General features: G+C 72.6%; 16 protein-coding genes. 6 read left to right on the forward strand and 10 right to left on the reverse strand.

What is annotated here, in order from left to right; genetic code table 11:
* The first annotated feature begins 427 nt into the window (after positions 1-427).
* Positions 428-1330 carry an alpha/beta fold hydrolase gene (locus LG395_RS37925; RefSeq protein ID WP_225813670.1) on the forward strand — a complete coding sequence of 301 codons (903 nt, stop codon included), beginning with the start codon at positions 428-430 and terminating at the stop codon, positions 1328-1330.
* Positions 1331-1466: 136 nt separating this feature from the next.
* Here LG395_RS37925 and LG395_RS37930 read toward each other — a convergent pair whose 3' ends face one another.
* Positions 1467-2009, reverse strand: coding sequence for a TetR/AcrR family transcriptional regulator (locus tag LG395_RS37930; RefSeq protein ID WP_225813673.1), 543 nt, complete (start codon positions 2007-2009; stop codon positions 1467-1469).
* A 76-nt stretch (positions 2010-2085) separates the two neighbouring features.
* Between LG395_RS37930 and LG395_RS37935 the strand changes: the two genes are divergently transcribed.
* The 3 genes from LG395_RS37935 to LG395_RS37945 are packed head-to-tail and all read left to right on the forward strand — an operon-like array spanning position 2086 to position 4512.
* Positions 2086-3132, forward strand: coding sequence for an aldo/keto reductase (locus LG395_RS37935; RefSeq protein WP_225813675.1), 1047 nt, complete (start codon positions 2086-2088; stop codon positions 3130-3132).
* Positions 3132-3479 (forward strand): hypothetical protein, encoded by a 348-nt coding sequence (locus LG395_RS37940; protein ID WP_225813677.1) that lies wholly within the window; start codon positions 3132-3134, stop codon positions 3477-3479. Before LG395_RS37935 ends, LG395_RS37940 begins: the two co-directional genes overlap by 1 nt.
* 10 nt (positions 3480-3489) lie before the next feature.
* A complete protein-coding gene (locus LG395_RS37945) occupies positions 3490-4512 on the forward strand; it encodes an SDR family oxidoreductase (protein ID WP_225813679.1) in 1023 nt (340 codons plus the stop codon).
* A gap of 266 nt (positions 4513-4778) precedes the next feature.
* On the opposite strand, the gene kynU is transcribed toward LG395_RS37945, so the two are convergent.
* From kynU to paaA, 9 genes are all read right to left on the reverse strand, one after another.
* Complete coding sequence (gene kynU, locus LG395_RS37950; protein WP_225813681.1) at positions 4779-6032, reverse strand: kynureninase; 1254 nt, start codon at positions 6030-6032, stop codon at positions 4779-4781.
* Positions 6029-6877: an alpha/beta hydrolase family protein gene (locus tag LG395_RS37955; RefSeq protein WP_225813683.1), complete on the reverse strand. Its 849-nt coding sequence runs from the start codon at positions 6875-6877 to the stop codon at positions 6029-6031. The genes kynU and LG395_RS37955 overlap by 4 nt, the downstream gene beginning before the upstream one ends.
* Positions 6867-7715 carry a tryptophan 2,3-dioxygenase gene (locus tag LG395_RS37960; protein WP_225813685.1) on the reverse strand — a complete coding sequence of 283 codons (849 nt, stop codon included), beginning with the start codon at positions 7713-7715 and terminating at the stop codon, positions 6867-6869. The genes LG395_RS37955 and LG395_RS37960 overlap by 11 nt, the downstream gene beginning before the upstream one ends.
* A gap of 106 nt (positions 7716-7821) precedes the next feature.
* Positions 7822-8598 (reverse strand): SDR family oxidoreductase, encoded by a 777-nt coding sequence (locus tag LG395_RS37965; protein WP_225813686.1) that lies wholly within the window; start codon positions 8596-8598, stop codon positions 7822-7824.
* Between the two features lie 77 nt (positions 8599-8675).
* Positions 8676-9827: a 2Fe-2S iron-sulfur cluster-binding protein gene (locus tag LG395_RS37970; protein ID WP_225813688.1), complete on the reverse strand. Its 1152-nt coding sequence runs from the start codon at positions 9825-9827 to the stop codon at positions 8676-8678.
* An 8-nt stretch (positions 9828-9835) separates the two neighbouring features.
* Positions 9836-10348, reverse strand: coding sequence for a 1,2-phenylacetyl-CoA epoxidase subunit PaaD (gene paaD, locus LG395_RS37975; protein ID WP_372463520.1), 513 nt, complete (start codon positions 10346-10348; stop codon positions 9836-9838).
* Positions 10345-11139: a 1,2-phenylacetyl-CoA epoxidase subunit PaaC gene (gene paaC / locus LG395_RS37980; RefSeq protein WP_225813797.1), complete on the reverse strand. Its 795-nt coding sequence runs from the start codon at positions 11137-11139 to the stop codon at positions 10345-10347. Before paaC ends, paaD begins: the two co-directional genes overlap by 4 nt.
* 64 nt (positions 11140-11203) lie before the next feature.
* The gene (locus tag LG395_RS37985) at positions 11204-11512 is read right to left on the reverse strand and encodes a 1,2-phenylacetyl-CoA epoxidase subunit B (protein ID WP_225813693.1); all 309 of its coding nucleotides are present in this window, start codon (positions 11510-11512) and stop codon (positions 11204-11206) included.
* Positions 11509-12564 (reverse strand): 1,2-phenylacetyl-CoA epoxidase subunit PaaA, encoded by a 1056-nt coding sequence (gene paaA, locus LG395_RS37990; protein WP_225813695.1) that lies wholly within the window; start codon positions 12562-12564, stop codon positions 11509-11511. Before paaA ends, LG395_RS37985 begins: the two co-directional genes overlap by 4 nt.
* Positions 12565-12908: 344 nt before the next feature.
* On the opposite strand from paaA, the gene LG395_RS37995 reads away from it, so the two are divergent.
* Positions 12909-13157 (forward strand): acyl carrier protein, encoded by a 249-nt coding sequence (locus tag LG395_RS37995; protein ID WP_014669884.1) that lies wholly within the window; start codon positions 12909-12911, stop codon positions 13155-13157.
* Positions 13157-14641, forward strand: a complete 1485-nt coding sequence (locus LG395_RS38000) for a class I adenylate-forming enzyme family protein (RefSeq protein ID WP_225813698.1) — start codon at positions 13157-13159, stop codon at positions 14639-14641. The genes LG395_RS37995 and LG395_RS38000 overlap by 1 nt, the downstream gene beginning before the upstream one ends.
* The last annotated feature ends 16 nt before the right edge of the window (positions 14642-14657 follow it).

Here is a 14657-nt window from a genome sequence, read left to right on the forward strand (position 1 = left end):
GGACAAGGTCAGCGCACCGGACCTGATCTATCCGCACTGGCACCAGGCCAATGCGGTCTCCAGCCGCTTCAGCGAGCCGGACCTCGCCCTGCACCGTCCGGCCAGGTGACCGGCGAGCAGTGCCGTAGCGCCTCTTGAGGAGCCGCATGGCACGAAGGGGCGGGTCCCTCCTCGGGAGGATCGCGCACAGCCGACCTACACGTCGTCGGCATGCAGCCGTGTCACACCGGTCGTAGCCTTTTCAAGAGCGCGTCGCTCAGGAACAAGCAAGTGGTGCGACCTGGATACCGGCGTTCGGTCCGTTTACCGGAGTCCCTCGGTGCCGACACGCTCTTCGACCGGTCGGCACGGAGTCCCTCGGTGCCGACACGCTCTTCGACCGGTCGGCGGAACAGCGATGCCGCCCATTCTCTCCAGGAGCAACGCCATGCCCGAGTTCCACCACAACATGTTCGAGCACGAGGGCGTCCGGATCCATTACGTGACCGCAGGCGAACCGCCGTCCAAAGGCGGAGACGACAAAACCGTCGTGCTCATCCACGGCTGGCCCCAGACCTGGTGGCAATGGCGCCACATCATGGAGCCGCTGCACTCCGACGGCTGGTTCGTCGTGGCCCCCGACGTCCGCGGCGCCGGCGGGTCCTCGAAGCCCGAGGGCGGCTACGACAAACAGACGATGGCGGGTGACATCAGGGCGCTGCTGCGTCACCTCGGCGTGCGGAAGCCGATCACCATCGTGAGCCACGACCTCGGGATGCTCGTCGGCTACGCCTACGCCACCCTCTGGCCGGACGAGGTCGAGCGCCTCATGGTCTCGGAAGCCCCCATCCCGGGCACCGAGGGATACGAAAGCGCTGTGGCGACGACCGGCTACAGCAAGAACAGGATCTGGCACTTCCACCTGCACGGAGCCGCGGACAACGCCGCCGAGATGCTCATCGCCGGCCACGAGTTCCCGTACCTGCGCTCGTTCTACGTCAGGCTGAGTGCGAACCCCGACGCCATTTCGCTCGCGGACGCGGAACGCTACGTCGCCGACTACACACAGCCAGGAGCCATGCGGGCGGGCATCGAACTGTTCAGGGCGTTCGAGAAGGACGCCGAGGACAACCGGCGCATCCTGACGGAGAAGGGCAAGATCAAGATGCCCGTGCTGGGACTCGGAGGGACAGCCAGCTTCTTCCTCCCCATAGCGGAGAAGATGCTCTCGGAGGTAGCCGAAAAGGTCACCGTCCGGCCCGTCGAGGACTCGGGCCACTGGTTGGCCGAGGAGCAGCCGGAAAAACTCCTGGAGCGCCTGCGCGAATGGTTCCAGGAGACTGGTGGGTGACGACCTCGACCGGCGGAGGCTGCGGGTGATCGGACTGACCTGCTCCGGATGAGGCGCGCCGGCCGTATCGGCCGTCGGCGATCGGCACACATGCTTCCACGTGCTGCTCGCCGAGACCCGCAACCGTCAGTGGCCTCTACCGCTGCGGCTGTGTGCGGAGCCCGTCGAGGATGAGCGCGAGCATGCGGGGCGACCGGTCCTCGGGGCCGGAAGCGGCACGCCACAGCGCCCCGGTGAGCTGGAGGAAGTCGCCGGGGTCGGCGTCCGTGCGGATGCTTCCGTCCTTCTTGCCGGCGTCGAGCAGCTGGGTGATCGCGGCGATGACCGGCCCGTAACTCTGCTCGCTCATCGCCTGGTGGGCGCCGGGGCTGAGCGCGTCGCCGAGGCCGTGCTTCCTGCGCATCGCTTCGACGAGGTCGGTCGTCCAGTGGCGGAGCGCTTCGAGGGGCGGCATCCCGGCGAGCAGCTCCGGCACGCTGCCGGTGATGCGTTCGACCTCGTCCTGGTAGACGGCGAGGGCGAGTGCCTCGCGCGTGGGGAAGTTGCGGTACAGGGTGCCCGGGCCGACCCCGGCGCGCTGGGCGATCTGATTCATCGACGCGCTGCCGTCCTCCGCGAGCGCCTCGCGGGCGGCCTGGAGGATGCGCGCCCTGTTCTCGCGGGCGTCCGAACGGACCACGGGACCTCACCTTGCTAAGCGGAGAGTTCTCCACTACGTTATGCGGAGACCTCTCCGCTTACTTTAGAGGAGCACTGTGCGCTACATCAAGCTGGGCACCACCGGCCTGGACGTGTCACCGATCGCGATCGGCGCGATGACCTACGGCGAGCCCTACCGGGGCCACCCCGTCTGGTCGAAGGGTGAGGAAGAGGCGCGCCCGCTCATCAAGCACGCGCTGGAGGCGGGGATCAACTTCTTCGACACCGCGAACATGTACTCGAACGGGTCGAGCGAGGAGATCCTCGGCCGGGCGCTCAAGGACTTCGCCGACCGGGACACCGTGGTGATCGCCACCAAGCTGCGCCATCCGATGCGCCCGGGACCGAACGGACGGGGACTGTCGCGTAAGGCGGTCATGACCGAGGTCGACCACTCGCTGCGCCGCCTCGGCACCGACTACATCGACCTCTACCAGATTCACCGCAACGACCACTCCACCCCGTGGGAGGAGACGCTCGAGGCACTCGGCGACCTCGTGAAAGCCGGCAAGGTCCGCTACCTCGGCGCCTCGTCCATGCACGCCTGGGAGTTCGCGAAGGCACTGCACCTGCAGAAGCAGCACGGCTGGGCGCGGTTCGTGTCGATGCAGAACCACTACAACCTCCTCGCCCGGGAGGAGGAGCGGGAGATGATCCCGTTGTGCCTGGACGAGGGTGTCGGCACCCTCGTCTGGTCTCCGCTGGCCCGAGGCCGTCTCGCCCGCGCGTGGGACGACGCCCGCTCGACGGTGCGCTCCGAGACGGACGGCGCGTACGCGGACCTGCTCTACTCGCCCGAGCAGGAGGCTTCCAACCACGCGATCCTCGACGCGGTCGGGCAGGTGGCCGACGCCCACGGCGTCAGCCGTGCACAGGTCGCGCTCGCCTGGCTGCGACGCCGGCCGGTCGTCACCGCGCCGCTGGTCGGCGCCGGCTCGATCCGGCAGATCGACGAGGCCGTTGCCTCCCTCGACATCGAGCTGACCGACGACGAGGTGCGCGCCCTGGAAGCCCCGTACACGCCGCGGTACGACTGGCAGGGCGTCTCGGACGAGGCCGAACTGGAGGCCATCCGCAGGCGCGTCCCCGGCATGTCCCTCTGATGAACCCGGTCGGCAACGGCCGGATCGTCTTCCACACCCTCGGTGCGCGGGCAGTCGTGCTCGCCGGCAGCGTCACGGCGGTCGCCGTCGGAGCCGGCGGAGCCCGCGTCGGCCTCGGCACGCGCCGGTCGGTCACGAGCATCGCACTCGGCACCGCGGGACTGCCGGCCTTCCCCCTCTTCACGGCCGACGCCCTCACCGGCCGGATCCGGAACACCGGCATGCTCGAACGCGCCGTCATCTACCCGGTCACGAGCAGCCGCGCCCTCCCCGGTAGCAGCCTGGCAATCGCCCGACGAGCCGCGGCACCCGTACCGACCGTCCTCGACCCACGAACCACCAGCTGAGGAGACACACATGACACGAGTACTGGTCACCGGAGGAACCGGGTTCATCGGCAGCTGGTGCGTCCTCGCCCTGCTCGACGCCGGCCACACGGTTCGCACCACCGTCCGCGACCTGGGCCGCGAACCGGTGTTGCGCTCCTGGCTGCGCGCGGCCGCGACCTTCGACGACGACCGTCTCACCGTCGTACGCGCCGACCTCGAACACCCCGACGGCTGGGAAGCCGCCGTCGACGACTGCGACTTCGTCCTCCACGTCGCCTCACCCACCTTGCGCCGCACCCCGGCGACCGACGACGAACTTATCGTCCCCGCCCGGGAAGGCGTCCTGCGGGTACTGCGCGCCGCCCGAGATGCGGGCGTCCGGCGCACCGTCCTCACCAGCGCCTTCGGCGCCGTCGGCATCGGACACCCGCAACGCTCGACCCCCTTCACCGAGGAGGACTGGACCAACGTCGATGCCGATATCCCGCCCTACCAGCGCTCGAAAACCGTCGCCGAGCGCGCTGCCTGGCAGTTCGTCAGGGAAGAAGGGGGAGACATGGAACTGGCCGCCGTCCACCCCGTGGGCGTCCTCGGCCCCCTCCTCGGTCCCGACGACCCGCCTTCGCTGCGCCTGGTGCGCAGGATGCTCGAAGGAAAGATGCCCGCCTGCCCGCCTTTCGCCATGGGCTACGTCGACGTCCGCGACGTCGCCGACCTGCACCTGCGCGCCATGACCGATCCGGCAGCCGCCGGCGAACGCTTCCTCGCCGTGGCGGGGCGAAGCCTGCGCGTCATCGACATCGCCCGCATACTCCGTGACCGCCTGGGCGAACGCGCCGAGAAGGCCCCGACCCGCGAACTGCCCGTCTGGCTCACCCGCGCCCTGGCCACGGTGAACCCGGAACTACGTCTTCTCAAGCACCAACTCGGCCGCGACCTCGACGCCACCGCCGCCAAGGCGGAGAAGCTCCTCGACTGGAAGGCACGCCCCATCGAGGACACGATCGCGGACACAGCCGAAAGCATCCTCAGCCACAGCCTTGGAAAGTGACCGGCCGTGCACCGGACAGCGGGCGGGCGGTGGCGAAGGGGTTTCGGCAGCGGGGTGGCCGGGGGCCGGTGAGCGGTCACCGAGCCCACCGGTTCGGCGGGAGCGGCGGCGATCCGTCCGACGAGCGGTACGGCGACCGGCGCCTCGCCCCCGCCGCCCAGGCCGGGCGTCCACGAGGGCCTCCCGGCCCGCGGCGACGGGGGGACGAGGCAGCGGTGACGGGGCCGGCGTCCGGCGGGACGGCCATCAGTGGTCACCGAGGTACGTCATGTCACCGGGCCCCGCCCCCGCGGATTCGGGTCGTAGGCGGCCTCGGCGGCTATGTCCCGGAGGCACCACGCCGCCGTGAGCAGTTCCCGGTGGGTGGTGTAGAGCGCGTTGACGCCGAAGCGCAGCAGATCGGGGGCCCGCATGTCCGCGATCACGCCGCGGTCGGCGAGCGCCCGGGTCAGGGCGTGGGCGTGGGGGTGGCGCAGGGAGACCTGACTGCCGCGGCGGCCGGGGTCGGAGGGGGTGACGGAGGCGAAACCCAAGGGGGTGAGGAGTTCGTCGGCGCAGCGCAGGAGGAACCCGGTCAGGGACAGGCTCTTGGCGCGGACCTCGGCGAGGTCCACACCGTCGTAGACGGTCAGGGCCGCCTCGAGGGCGAGCAGGGACAGGATCGGGGGAGTGCCGATACGGGCCCGGGCGATGCCGGGGGCGGGGGCGTAGTCCCGGCCCAGCCCGAAGGGGTCGGCGTGCCCGGTCCAGCCCGGCACCGGGGTGCGCAGGTCCCGGTGGTGGCGGTGTGCCACGTACAGGTAGGCCGGGGCGCCGGGGCCTCCGGAGAGGAACTTGTAGCCGCATCCGACGGCGAGATCGACACCGAGGGCGTCGAGTTCGACCGGCAGGGCCCCGGCCGCGTGGCACAGGTCCCACAGGACCAGCGCGCCGGCGCGGTGCGCGTCCTGCGTCACGCCCCGCATGTCGTACAGCTCCCCGGTGCGGAAGTCGACGGGCGAGTAGCTGACGACGGCCACCCGGTCCCCCTCCGTCCTGAGGAAGCCGGACAGGTCGGCCGGCGAAACCCGCAGAACCTCCAGGCCGCGGCGTTCGGCGACGGCGGCGGCCACATAGCGGTCCGTGGGGAAGTGGTCGGGATCGGTGACCAGCAGGGCGCGGTCCGGTCGGAGCGAGGCGGCGGCGTGGAGGGCGGTGTGAAGCTGCACGCTGGTGGAGTCACCCGCCACCGTCTGGCCCGGCGCGGCCCCGATCAGCGCGCCGATGGCGTCGCCCACCCGCAACGGCGCCTCCCACCAGCCATTGCCGTTCCAGGAGCCGATCAGGTCGGTACCCCACTGCCGGGTCACGACGTCGGTGAGGACCGGCGGGACGGCGGCGGGCAGCGGGCCCAGGGAGTTGCCGTCGAGGTAGACGACGTCCGGGGGGAGCAGGAAGCGGTCGCGCAGGTGAGCCAGCGGGTCGTCGGCGTCGAGGCGCGCGGCGACCTCGGTCAGGTCGGTCGTCGGCATGGTGGTCATCGGTGCGCGGGCTCCTCGTGCGCCGGGCCGGGGCACCGGGCGGGGAAGGACGCCGCCATCTCCCGGAGGGTGTCGGCGACGGCACGGGCGCCGGGCGCGCCCGGTTCGATGAGGGTGTAGTGGCCGGTGCCGGGCAGGACGACCGTGGTGAGGTCGCGGTGCACGGCCGCGTAGTCGGTGAACTGGCTGAGGGGGACCTCCTCGTCGGCGGCGCCGTGCAGCAGGACCGTGGGCACCCCGGTGGTGCCGGCGTCGCGGAGCAGGGTCAGGGGGTCGACCTCGGCCATCCGCTCCTCGAAGTGCTCCGCCCCGCCCAGCAGTTGCAGAGCGGCACCGTTGCTGAGGTCGTCGCGGCGGGTGGCGGCGAGGTCGGTGAGGGGGGCCAGGGCGAGCACGCCGGTCGGCAGGGTGCGCGTGTGCCAGCGCGAGCCGGCCGGCAGCAGACCGCGGGCGGCACACCACAGGGCCAGGTGTCCGCCCGAGCAGTGGCCCGCCAGCACGTACGGCCGCCCCTGCGGAAGGGTGTCGACGATCCGGGCGACGTCGTCGAAGGTCTCCGGATAGCCGCCCGCGCCTCCGGAGCGACGGAAGCCGGGCAGCAGGACGTCGAAGCCCTGCTCGGCGAGGTAGGCGGCGAAGGGGGTCAGGTGCATGCGGTCGTAGCGCCAGTAGCCGCCGTGCAGCAGGATCACCAGCGGGGCGCCGGGAGTGTCCGAGGGCCAGGCGTCGTAGACCTGGTGGGGATGGTCGCCGTAGCGGCCGTGCACCGGTGCGAGGACCGGCTTCAGGCTCAGTACCCGCTGCTCCTCCTCGGCCGCGAAGGCGGAGATGACCCTAGATGTCACCGCGCACCTCCCACAGCTCGGGGAAGACCGGGCGGGCGGCGCGCTGCTCCAGCCAGGCCAGTCCCGCGGAGCCCGCGCTGCCGGGCTTCGCGCCCATCGCGCGGCGCACCACCAGGACGTGTTCGAAACGCCAGCGGGTGACGAGCTCGGCGATGTCGGTGAGCAGTTCGCCCAGTGCCAGGTGCGGGTGGTGCTGTGGTCCGGCGTAGATCTCCCGCCACATCTGCACCACCCCGGGGTCGGAAGTGTAGGGGCCGGTCACGTCCCGCTCGCGGACGTGCAGCGGTACGTGCAGACCCTGGCGGTGCAGGAAGGCCAGCACCTCGTCGTAGAGGGTCGGTTCGCGGTAGGTCTCGCCGAGCGCCTCGTGGACGGCCGGGTCGCCCCGGTGTGCGCGCAGCAGGCCGGCGGACTTGTCGCCGAGGAGGAACTCCATGTGCCGGTACATCGCCGACTGGAATCCCGACGCCTTGCCGAACGCGGCCCGGAAACCGTTGAACTGGTACGGCGTCAGCGCGGCGATGGGCGCCCAGGCGCCGTTGAGCGCCGTCAGAGCCCGGCGGCTGCGGACGAGCGCGTCCATGGCCGCGCGCAGATCGTCCTTCGCGAAGGCCACCCGTGCGGTGCGCCACTCGTGCACGATCAAGGTGAACCACAGCTCCATCACCTGGGTGGTGACGAGGAAACCCATCTCGTCCGGCGCGTCGGTGAGCGGGTGCTGCATGGAGTTGAGGACGGAGGCGTGCACATAGCTGTCGTAGGGGCTCGCGCCGGTGAAGGGCTGGGTCAGGACGTCGTCCGTGACCGGCTCGGCGAGAGCGGTCGTGCGGTCGTTCATCGCATCTCCTGTGCTGCGGCCGTGAGGTGGGACGGCCGCGTGAGGGTGCCGCGGATGGCGGGGGAGGGGTTCGGGAACCGGCCGGAGCCGGAGCCGGAGGCGGGGGTCACACGCCGAGGTGGGCTCCGCCGGAGGCGTCGATCCACTGACCGGTCACCCAGCGGGCGTCGTCGCTCGCGACGAAGGAGACCACGTCGGCGATGTCCACGGGCTGGCCGAGCCGGCTGAAGGCGGATGCCTCGGAGTACCTGCGGCGGATCTCCGGGACGGCGAGCGTGGGGTTGATCTCCGTCTCGGTGTAGCCGGGGGCGACGGCGTTGACGGTGATGCCCCGGGGCCCCAGCTCCTGGGCGAGGGCGAGGGTGAGGTAGTCCAGGGCGGCCTTGGTCATGGTGTACGAGACGATGGCGGGGAACGCGACGCGGGTGGCCACGGAGGAGATGTTGATGATCCGACCGCCGTCCCGCAGCCGGTCGAGGCCGCGCTGGACGATGAAGAACGGTGCCTTGGTGTTGATCGCGAACACCCGGTCGTAGTCGGCCTCGGTCACGTCGGCGATGCGGCGCGGGACGGTGATGCCCGCGTTGTTGACGAGGATGTCGAGGCCGCCGTCCAGGCCCCGGTCGGAAAGGACCCGGTCGAAGGCGGACCAGAGGGTGTCGGCGTCGCCGGGCACTCCGAGTTCGGCGTGCACGGCGACGGCGCGGCCTCCGTCGGCCTCGATCTCCTTGACGGTCCGCTCGGCGGCGCTCGCGTCGTGGCCGTAGTGCACGGCCACCAGTGCGCCGTCCTGGGCGAGGCGACGGCTGATGGCCCGGCCGATTCCCCTGCTGCCTCCGGTGACCAGGGCGGTCTTTCCCGCGAGGCGGGCGGTGGTGCTCAACGTGCGTCTCCTTCGGTGCGTGCTGGCGGGGTGTGGTGGTCGTGGGCGGGTGCCCTGAGTCGAACGCCGGGCGGGCGTCATGCGTCGAAGTCGACGACCACCTCGGCGGAGTCCGGCCGTGCCCGGCACACGAGCGTGTAGCCCTCGGCGCGGTCGCGGTCGTCCAGAGCGTGCTGGCGGTCGGCTCGTACCCGTCCGGACAGGACCTTGGCGCGGCAGCTGCCGCACACACCTTCGCGGCAGGCGTACGGCACGTCCGGGTGCGCGCGCAGCAGGGCGTCCAGGATCACCGCGTCCTGCGGTTCGACGGTGGTCCGCCGGCGGACCCCGTCGAGCAAGGCGGTCACACGGCTCGTCCCGGCGGCCGGGGCCGGCCGCCGGGCCGGTGCGGGGCCGGCGGAGGGGGGAGTGGAACCGGAGGTGAACGACTCCCAGCGCACGAGGGCCGGATCGGCACCTCGGCCGTCCAGGAACCGCCGTACGGTGGTGATCATCCCCGGTGGTCCGCACAGGGCGAACGTGGTGTCCCCGGCGGGCTGGGCGCCGATGACGGTGAGCAGGCGGGACAGCTTGCCCGCGTCCACCCGTCCGCGCAACGGCCCGCCGGTGTCCTGCTCGTCGCGGGTGAGGACGTACAGGACGGTGAAGCGGTCGAGGAACATGTCCTTGAGGGCGGCCAGTTCGTCGGCGAGCAGGGCCTGCGCGGCGGTCGGGACGGAGTGGAGGAGGGACACCCGGCAGGTGGCGTCCCGGCGCAGGGCGTCGGCGGCCAGCGCGGCCAGCGGGGTGATGCCGGAGCCGCCGGCGATCAGGACGTGGTGGGCGCCGGGCAGCTCGGGCAGGGCGAAGTGGCCCGCGGGGGCGGACAGTTCGAGCCGGTCGCCGGGTGCGAGACGGCGGACCGCGTGGGCCCCGAATCCGTCCGGGGCACCGCGTTTGATCACCAGGCGGAGGGCCGAGGTGTCGTGCGGGGGCGGGCACAGCGAGTAGGCGCGGCGCAGTTCGCCGTCGGCGCGGCGGTGGCGTACGACGACGTGCCGGCCGGGCTGGTGGGCGAAGACCTCGCGCAGGCCGGCGGGCACCTCCAGGGTGACGGCCACGGCGTCCGAGGTCAGATGGCACACTTCGCTGACCGTGGCGGGGTGCCAGCGGGTACGCGTGCCCCGGCGCACGCCCCGTTCGGCGGACGTCTCCTGCCCGGCGGGCGGTGGGGTGGCGGTGGTGTTCACGGTGTGCCTCACAGCGCGGTCAGGTGGGGGAAGGGTTCGCGGCACACCGTGCACCACAGCACCGACTGGCAGCGGGACGGGCCGAAGGGGCTGTGCGGCCGGGTGGCGCGCGAACCGCAGTGCGGGCAGGCGACGGCGCCCAGCTCCACGGCGACCGGGCCGCCGCCCGCCGCGGGCACCGGCGGGGCGATGCCGTGGGCGGCGAGGGTGCGCAGTCCGCGAGGGGTGATGCGGTCGGTCGTCCAGGGCGGGGACAGCACCTGCCGCACCCGGCCGTCCGGGTGGCCGCAGTCGGCCAGGACCCCGCGGACGGCGGCGGTCATCGCGGGCAGTGCGGGGCAGCCCAGGTAGGTGGGGGTGATCTCCACCTCCAGGATCCCGTCGGGCCCCGGACCGACGGAGCCCACCACCCCCAGGTCGCCGAGGCCGATCACGGGCAGTTCGGGATCGGGCAGCGCCTCCACCCGCCTGCGTACCTCCTCCGCGGCGAGGGGCGCCGCGGCCCGTGCGGTGTCGTTCACCAGGTTCCCCCGGGGAACTGCCGGCGCACCGACTGCAGTTCCCCGATCAGATCGGTGAACTCCTCGGTGTGCAGACCCGAACGGCCGCCCCGGGCCCGCCAGGAGGGGACGGGCACGGTGAGCCCCGCCCCGGTGACGACCTCGGTGACGCGCTGCTCCCACACCGGGCGCAGTGGCGCGGGCGAGGGCACCGTGCCGGCGGCGGCCAGGCGCCGCACGAGGTCGTCCTCGTCGAAGAGTTCGGCGGTGTAGGGCCACACCCGCTCCAGCCCCCGCTGCATCCGGCGCGCGCTCTCGGCCGTGCCGCCGCCCAGCCGGCGGACCCAGCGGTCGGCGTGCAGCCGGTGGAAGGCGACCTCCTTGACCGCCCGCGCGCCGAAGGCGGCGAGTTCGCGGTCCGGGCAGCCGGCGAGAGCCTCGTAGTGCAGGGACGCGTAGTGGGTGTACGCGAGCTGGCGGGCGACGGTCACCGCGAAGTCGCCGTTGGGCAGCTCTGTCAGCAGGGTGTTGGTGAAGTCGCGCTCGTGGCGGGTGAACGCGAGGTCGTCCTCGGTGCGGCCGGTCCCGTCGAGCCGCCCGGCGAGGGTCAGGAGGGTGCGGGCGTGGCCGATCAGGTCCAGGGCGATGTTGGACAGGGCCAGGTCTTCCTCGATCATGGGCGCGCGTGTGATCCACTGGCACAGCCGCTGCCCGAGCACGAGGGCGTCGTCACCCAGGCGCAGCAGGTAGGTGGCGAGGCCGGTGTCCGCCGGGGCGTGTGGGGCGCGGGCCGGGCGACCGGGTGCGCCCACCCCGGGGGTGGCACCGGGCGAGGCCGGTTCCGGCCGGTGGTCCGCCGCGCGGTCCACCCGCTCGTCACTGGTCGTGGTCACCTTCCGACCCCTCCTCGGTCAGCGGCGGGAAGTGTTCGGGATACCGGTACGGCTTGCCGTGGGTGCCCGCGAAGTACGGGTCGCGTTCGTCCGGGGAGACCGCGTGCACGGCGTCCGAACGCACCACCCACAGCGACAGCGGGTCGCCGCGGCGCGTGTACAGGTCGCGGGCGACCGCCAGCGCCGCGTCCGGACCGGCGGCGCGCACCGAGCCCACGTGCTGGTGGGCCAGGCCCCGCCGGGCCCGCAGGAAGACCTCCCAGGACGCGGGCGCGCCCTCGTCGCGGTTCATGCGCGTTCCTCCTGCGCCTGTCGGGGGACCGCCGGGCCGGAGGCGTCCGCGGACGCACCCGCCTCCTCACGGGCGGCGTACGCGGTGGCGGCCTCCCGTACCCAGGCGCCGTCCTCGTGCGCGGTCCTTCGGTGGTCGATGCGGCGGCGCGCCCAGTGGGTGTCGTCGCCCAGGGCCGTGCGGTAGGTGTCCCAGTCGATGGGGGTGAAGTCGTAGTGGCCGCGTTCCTCGTTCCAGCGGATGGCCGGGTCGGGCAGCGTCAGGCCCAGGCGCTCGGCCTGCGGGACGCACTGGTCGACGAAGCGCTGGCGCAGTTCGTCGTTGGTGTGGCGCTTGATCCCCCAGGCCATCGCGCGGCGGGAGACGGCGGCCCCGAGCGCGGCGGTCCGGGCGTCGGCCCCGCCCGCCTCGGTGTCGGGCGGGCCGAACATCAGCGCCACGGCCGGCAGCCACCAGCGGTCCACCGCGTCCTGCGCCATCGCCTTCTGCTCGGGCGTGCCCTCGCACAGCGCCCGCATCAGGTCGTACCCCTGGCGCACGTGGAAGGCCTCCTCCTGGCAGACGCGGCGCATCGCCCGCGCGTACGGTCCGTAGGAGGTGCGGCACAGGGGGGCCTGGTTGATGACGGCGGCGCCGTCGGTCAGCCAGGCGATGGCTCCGGTGTCCGCCCAGGTCAGCGCCGGGTGGTTGAAGGTGGCCGAGGCGCGCTGGCGGCCCAGGTGCAGGGCGTCGAGCAGGTCGGCGCGGTCCACGCCCAGGGTCTCGGCGGCGGAGTACAGGTACAGGCCGTGGCCGGCCTCGTCCTGGACCTTGGCGATGAGCACCGACTTGCGGTGCAGCGACGGGGCCCGGGTCAGCCATGCTCCCTCGGGCTGCATGCCGATGATCTCGGAGTGGGCGTGCTGGGCGATCTGACGGATCAGCATGCGGCGGTAACCGTCGGGCATCCAGTCGCGCGGCTCGATCGTCCCGCCCTGGGCTATCAGCGCCTCGAAGCGCGTGAGCGGCTCCTCCTGCCCGGCCTCCCCGGTGACGGCCGTCGGCGCGCTCACCCGGCACCGCCCGTGCGAGCGAGGTTCGCCGCGACGGTGGGGCGCACGGGGCGTCCCGCCGCGGACCGGACCCGTACCGGCTGCCTGGGCACGTGCATCACTCCCTGGTTCGGGGCCCGCCCGGTGCGTCCCACAGCAGCACGGAACGCACCGGGCGGAGCAGGTGTCTTCGTCCCGGTAAGGAGGCCGGGCGGGCGGCCCCGCTATCCCTGCCGCCCGCGACTCGACGCGTGACAAAGCTCACGGGCGCCCCGGGGAGTGCGGGCGGCCGCGACCGCCTCTTGAGGGGGTGACAGTCCAGTCCGCACGACGGCGGCCGGCATGCCGCGGCGAAAGGGGAACCCATGAGCACCATCAGGGAGTTGCTGGTCGAACTCACCGGCACCGCCGAGTACGCGGACGCGGTCGGCGACGACGTCGACCTCGCCGCCAGCGGCATCGACTCCGGTGACCTGGTGCGTCTGGTGCTGCTCGTCGAGCAGCGCCTCGGTGTGGAGATCACGGCGGAGGACATGGAGAAGCTGCACACGATCGCCGACTACGAGCGGTTCGTGGCCGAGCGCTCCGCCGCCGGTGCCGCCGGCGGTGCGTGATGTGGCTGACGCAGCTGCTGGAGCGCAACCGGCAGTGCTTCCCCGACCGGACCGCGCTGGTGGACGAGCAACGCAGCGTCACCTGGGCGGAGTTCCACGACCGCACGGCCGAACTCGCCCACGGCCTCGCGGAGCTGGGCATCGGGCGCGGTGACCGGGTGGCCGTGCTGTCCAAGGACCGCATCGAGGTCCTGGAGAGCTACTTCGCGCTCGCGCGTCTGGGCGCGCTGTTCGTCCCGCTGAACCACAGCCTGGCCGAGCCCGAGGTCGCCGGCATCGTCGAGCGCGTCGGCGCGGTGGCGGTGCTCGGCGAGTCGGACCTGCTGGACCGCCACACCCGGCTGCCGGAGTCGGTGCGCGTCCGGATGGCGCTGGACAAGCCCGCCTTCGCGGCGCTGGGCACCCTGGCGCCCGAGCGGGAGCTGCCGCAGGTCGCCGACACCGACCCGGTCGCCGTACTGCACACCTCGGCGACCACAGGACAGGCCAAGGGCGTCACCGTCGACAGCGGCTCGTTCCGGGCGATCGCCCTGGGCTGGCTGGTCATGGCCCGGCCCGGCGACGACATCGTCATGGTCAACTGCTGCCCGCTGTACCACGGCAGCATGGTCGTCTCGCTCACGTACATGGCGGCCGGCGCCACCGTCGTGCTGATGCCCGGCTTCACCCCGCAGCGGGCGCTGACCGCGGTGGAACGCCACCACGCCACACACATGTGGTTGGTCCCGCAGATGCTGCGGTTCATGCTCCAGGCCAAGGCCGCGCAGCGCACCGATCTCTCCTCGCTGCGGGAGATCCTCTACGGCGCCGCGCCCATGCCGCTGGACGTGTACGCCGAGGCGGTGGAGCGGCTGGGCTGCGGCTTCCGGCAGGTGTACGGCATGACCGAGGTCGGCGGCCCCTTCGTCACCCTCGGCCCCGACGAGCACCCCGCTCCCGGGGACGTCACCGCCCGCATCCCCTGCGGGCGGGTCGTGCCGGGCATGTCGGCCCGCGCCGTCGACCGGGACGGACGGGAGGTACCGCGCGGCGAGATCGGCGAGATCGTGGTGCGCGGGCCCGGCGTCATGCAGGGCTACTGGAACGACCCGCGGGCCACCCGCGAGATCACCCTCGACGGCTGGATCAGGACGGGCGACCTCGGTTTCGTCGACGACGAGGGCCGCATCAGCCTGGTGGACCGGACCAAGGACGTCATCATCCGCGCGGGCCAGAACGTCTACCCGTCGGAGATCGAACGTGCCCTGATGACCCACCCGGCCGTCCACGACGCGGCGGTCGTCGGCACGCCCGACGAGGACTACGGCGAGGTGCCGCTGGCCTACGTCGTCCCGGAGCCGGGCGCGGACGTGAGCCCGGCCGAGCTGCTGGGCCACGTCGCCCGGCTGCTCGCGCCCTACAAACGCCCGCGGTACGTGGAACTCATCGAGCAGGTGCCGCGCAACCCCGCCGGGAAGATCATCAAGAAGTTGCTGCGGGGCTGACGGTGGGCGGCGGTGC

The sequence above is a fragment of the Streptomyces spinosus genome (assembly GCF_020400655.1).
GTDB classification, from domain to species: Bacteria; Actinomycetota; Actinomycetes; order Streptomycetales; family Streptomycetaceae; genus Streptomyces; species Streptomyces argyrophylli.

Bases quoted from the DNA above. Each gene is read 5' to 3' on its own strand.
- LG395_RS37925 (WP_225813670.1), top strand. From the start codon at position 428: ATGCCCGAGTTCCACCACAACATGTTCGAGCACGAGGGCGTCCGGATC.
- LG395_RS37940 (WP_225813677.1), top strand. From the start codon at position 3,132: ATGAACCCGGTCGGCAACGGCCGGATCGTCTTCCACACCCTCGGTGCG.
- LG395_RS37945 (WP_225813679.1), top strand. From the start codon at position 3,490: ATGACACGAGTACTGGTCACCGGAGGAACCGGGTTCATCGGCAGCTGG.
- kynU (WP_225813681.1), bottom strand. From the start codon at position 6,032: ATGACCACCATGCCGACGACCGACCTGACCGAGGTCGCCGCGCGCCTC.
- LG395_RS37960 (WP_225813685.1), bottom strand. From the start codon at position 7,715: ATGAACGACCGCACGACCGCTCTCGCCGAGCCGGTCACGGACGACGTC.
- LG395_RS37985 (WP_225813693.1), bottom strand. From the start codon at position 11,512: ATGAACCGCGACGAGGGCGCGCCCGCGTCCTGGGAGGTCTTCCTGCGG.
- LG395_RS37995 (WP_014669884.1), top strand. From the start codon at position 12,909: ATGAGCACCATCAGGGAGTTGCTGGTCGAACTCACCGGCACCGCCGAG.
- LG395_RS38000 (WP_225813698.1), top strand. From the start codon at position 13,157: ATGTGGCTGACGCAGCTGCTGGAGCGCAACCGGCAGTGCTTCCCCGAC.